The sequence below is a fragment of the Achromobacter sp. UBA5777 genome, assembly GCF_002418565.1.
Lineage (GTDB): Bacteria > Pseudomonadota > Gammaproteobacteria > Burkholderiales > Burkholderiaceae_B > Achromobacter > Achromobacter animicus.
The window spans coordinates 1-3,600 of the sequence record NZ_DIEJ01000172.1; the positions used below are offsets into that span (position 1 = coordinate 1).

The window sequence follows — 3,600 nt, forward strand, 5'->3', positions numbered from 1 at the left end:
GGGCCGGCTCCCCGCCGGCCCGCAGCCCGACTGCGCTGGGCAGGAAGTGCGCTTCTTCATCCCTCATTCGCGAGAACACTATGTCCAAACAATTTGACGTCGTCGTGATCGGCGCAGGCCCCGGCGGCTACATCGCCGCCATCCGCGCTGCGCAGCTCGGCATGTCGGTCGCTTGCATCGACGCCTGGCAGAACGGCCAAGGCGGCCCGGCCCCCGGCGGCACCTGCACCAACGTGGGCTGCATCCCGTCCAAGGCGCTGCTGCAATCGTCCGAACACTTTGAACAAGCCAACCACCATTTCGCCGAGCACGGCATCGAAGTCAAGGGCGTCAGCCTGAAGCTCGACACGCTGATCGGCCGCAAGAACACGGTGGTCAAGCAGAACAACGACGGCATCCTGTACCTGTTCAAGAAGAACAAGGTCACGTTCTTCCACGGCAAGGGCGCGTTCAGCGGCCAAGTGGAAGGCGGCTGGGCCATCAAGGTCACCGGCACCGCCGAGGAAGACCTGGTTGCCAAGCACGTCGTGGTCGCCACCGGCTCGTCGGCGCGTGAACTGCCCGGCCTGCCGTTCGACGAAAAGGTCGTGCTGTCCAACGACGGCGCACTGAACATCGGCGCCGTGCCCAAGACGCTGGGCGTCATCGGCGCCGGCGTGATCGGCCTGGAAATGGGCAGCGTGTGGCGCCGCCTGGGTGCCGAAGTCACGATCCTGGAAGCGATGCCGGAATTCCTGGCCGCCGCCGACGGCCAAGTGGCCAAGGAAGCCCTCAAGGCTTTCACCAAGCAAGGCCTGAACATCCAGATGGGCGTCAAGATCGGTGAGATCAAGGCGACCGCCAAGTCGGTGACCGTGCCTTACGTCGACGCCAAGGGCGCCGAGCAGAAGCTGGTCGTGGACAAGCTGATCGTCTCGATCGGCCGCGTGCCCTACACCGGCGGCCTGAACGCCGACGCCGTGGGCCTGAAGCTGGACGAACGCGGCTTCGTGGCCGTCGACGGCGACTGCAAGACCAACCTGCCGAACGTCTGGGCAGTGGGCGACGTGGTGCGCGGCCCGATGCTGGCGCACAAGGCCGAAGAAGAAGGCGTGGCAGTTGCCGAGCGTATCGCCGGCCAACACGGTCACGTCAACTTCGACACCGTGCCGTGGGTCATCTACACCTCGCCGGAAATCGCCTGGGTCGGCAAGACCGAGCAGCAGCTCAAGGCCGAAGGCCGCGAGTACAAGGCCGGCAGCTTCCCGTTCCTGGCCAACGGCCGCGCCCGCGCGCTGGGTGACACCACCGGCTTTGCCAAGGTGATCGCCGATGCCAAGACCGACGAAGTCCTGGGCGTGCACATCGTGGGCCCGATGGCCTCGGAACTGATCTCGGAAGCCGTGACCATCATGGAATTCCGCGGCGCCGCCGAAGACATCGCCCGCATCTGCCACGCGCACCCGACCCTGTCGGAAGCCGTCAAGGAAGCCGCTCTGGCCGTGGACAAGCGCGCGCTGAACTTCTAAGCCGCGTTTGACCTCTGCAAGACCGGGGGCGGGTTCCAGAACCCGCCCTTTTCTTTATTCCCTTCAGCCTGATCCGGTTCCCCTATGAACGTCAGCGACTACTACGAACACGCATTGGCCGAACGCGGCTACAAGCCCGACGACGCGCAGAAGAAGGCGATCGACCGCTTGCAGCGCTATTACGACGAATGGGTCAAGTTCAAGTCGATGCGCTCGAATGCGCTGAAAAAGCTGCTGAACCGTCCCGACGTGCCGCGCGGCGTGTACCTCTGGGGCGGCGTGGGCCGCGGCAAGAGCTTCCTGATGGACGCCTTCTATGCCACCGTGCCCGTCGTGCGCAAGACGCGTCTGCACTTTCATGAGTTCATGCGCGGCGTGCACCGCGAACTTGAGGAAGTGAAGGGCATGCAGGATCCGCTGGACGAGGTTGCCAAGCGCGTGGCCAAGCGTTACCGGCTGATCTGCTTTGACGAATTTCATGTGTCCGATGTGGCGGACGCGATGATCCTGCACCGCCTGCTGCTCAAGCTGTTCGAATACGGCACGTCCTTCGTGATGACGTCCAACTACGAACCGTCCACGCTGTACACCGATGGACTGCACCGCGACCGCGTGCTGCCCGCCATCGCGCTGATCCAGTCGCGCATGGATGTCATGAACGTGGATGCGGGTATCGATTACCGCCGCCGCTCGCTGGAGCAGGTGCAGAGCTATCACACGCCGCTGGACGAGAACGCGCAGAAGGCGCTGCAGGCGGCTTTCGATGCGCTGGCGGATACGCCGCCGCAGGATCCCGTGCTGCACATCGAGCACCGCGAGATCCGCGCGCTGGCGCTGGGCGGGTCGGTCGTGTGGTTTGACTTTGCCACGCTGTGCGGCGGTCCGCGTTCGCAGAACGACTACTTGGAACTGGCCAACCGCTTCCATGCCGTGATTCTGTCGGGCGTGCCGCGCATGGGACCGCGCCAGGCTTCCGAGGCGCGTCGCTTCACGTGGCTGATCGACGTGTTCTACGACCACCGCGTCAAGCTCATCATGTCGGCCGAGTGCGAGCCCGAAGAGATCTACACGGAAGGCGCGCTGGCCAACGAGTTCCACCGGACGGTGTCGCGCATTCTGGAAATGCAGTCGCGCGAGTACCTGGAATCCGAACGCCGTCTGGCCGTGACGTTGTAGTAAAGCCTCATCCCGCCCTCATTTCGAGGGCAGGGGGAGCGCAATCATTGTTAATGCAAGTCATTATCAATTAAGATTTTGAGACTTTTGGTTCAGCGCCGCAGTCTCATCCGTGTCTTCCACCTTGCTTTCCTCATCGGCCCCGTGCGTCGACGCCCAGGTCGCGCCAGTCGATGGCCTGTACCGCGATCACCGCCCGTGGCTGTTCGGGTGGCTGCGCCGCAAGCTGGGCTGCGAACACCGCGCGGAAGACCTGGCCCAGGACGTCTTTGTCCGGGTGATCCAGGGCCGCAAACAGGTGCGCGCCAGCGAGGCGCGCGCGCTGCTCACCACCATTGCAAAAGGCCTGGTGGTCGATCACCAGCGCCATGCCGCGCTGGAGCATGCGTATCTGGCCTATCTGGCCACCGTTCCCGAATCCTATGCGCCGTCGCCCGAGGCGCAGGCCGAACAACTGCAGGCGCTGGTTCAGCTGGATCGCCTGCTTGATGGGCTGCCGCCCAAGGCCCGCGCCGCCTTCCTCTTGTCGCAGCTGGATGGCCTGACGTATCCCGAGATCGCCGAACGCCTCGATGTGTCGCTGAGTTCGGTGCAGCAGTACATGGTGCGTGCGATGTCCGCTTGCTATGCGGCGATCCATGCCTGACGCGGCCAACGGCGCGCCTGTGGACACCCGCCCGTCCGATGCCGTGGTGCGCGAGGCCATCGCGTGGTGGGCGCGGCTGCAATCGGGCATTGTCGATGCGCGCGATCATGAATCCTGCCGGGCCTGGTTGGCCCAGGACCCCGCGCACCGTGTGGCGTGGGATCGGCTTCACGACATCGGCCGCAATGCGCGCCGCGTGCCGGCGGCCCTGGCGCACACGGCGCTGAATGCGCCTGCCTCGCATGGCCGGCGCGCCGCACTGCGCTGTCT

Annotated in this window: 4 protein-coding genes; all 4 read left to right on the plus strand. The window is 64.9% G+C overall.

The features are described from left to right. Positions 1–80: 80 nt before the first annotated feature. Complete coding sequence (gene lpdA, locus B3446_RS13385; protein WP_191576691.1) at positions 81–1,508, plus strand: dihydrolipoyl dehydrogenase; 1,428 nt, start codon at positions 81–83, stop codon at positions 1,506–1,508. Positions 1,509–1,592: 84 nt separating this feature from the next. Next, positions 1,593–2,684 (plus strand): cell division protein ZapE, encoded by a 1,092-nt coding sequence (zapE, locus tag B3446_RS13390; protein ID WP_105237867.1) that lies wholly within the window; start codon positions 1,593–1,595, stop codon positions 2,682–2,684. 112 nt (positions 2,685–2,796) lie between these two features. Then, positions 2,797–3,330 carry a sigma-70 family RNA polymerase sigma factor gene (locus B3446_RS13395; protein WP_175122878.1) on the plus strand — a complete coding sequence of 178 codons (534 nt, stop codon included), beginning with the start codon at positions 2,797–2,799 and terminating at the stop codon, positions 3,328–3,330. Continuing rightward, positions 3,323–3,600 (plus strand): DUF4880 domain-containing protein (locus tag B3446_RS13400; RefSeq protein WP_291381697.1); only part of this gene is annotated, 278 nt, incomplete at its 3' end. The genes B3446_RS13395 and B3446_RS13400, both read left to right, overlap by 8 nt.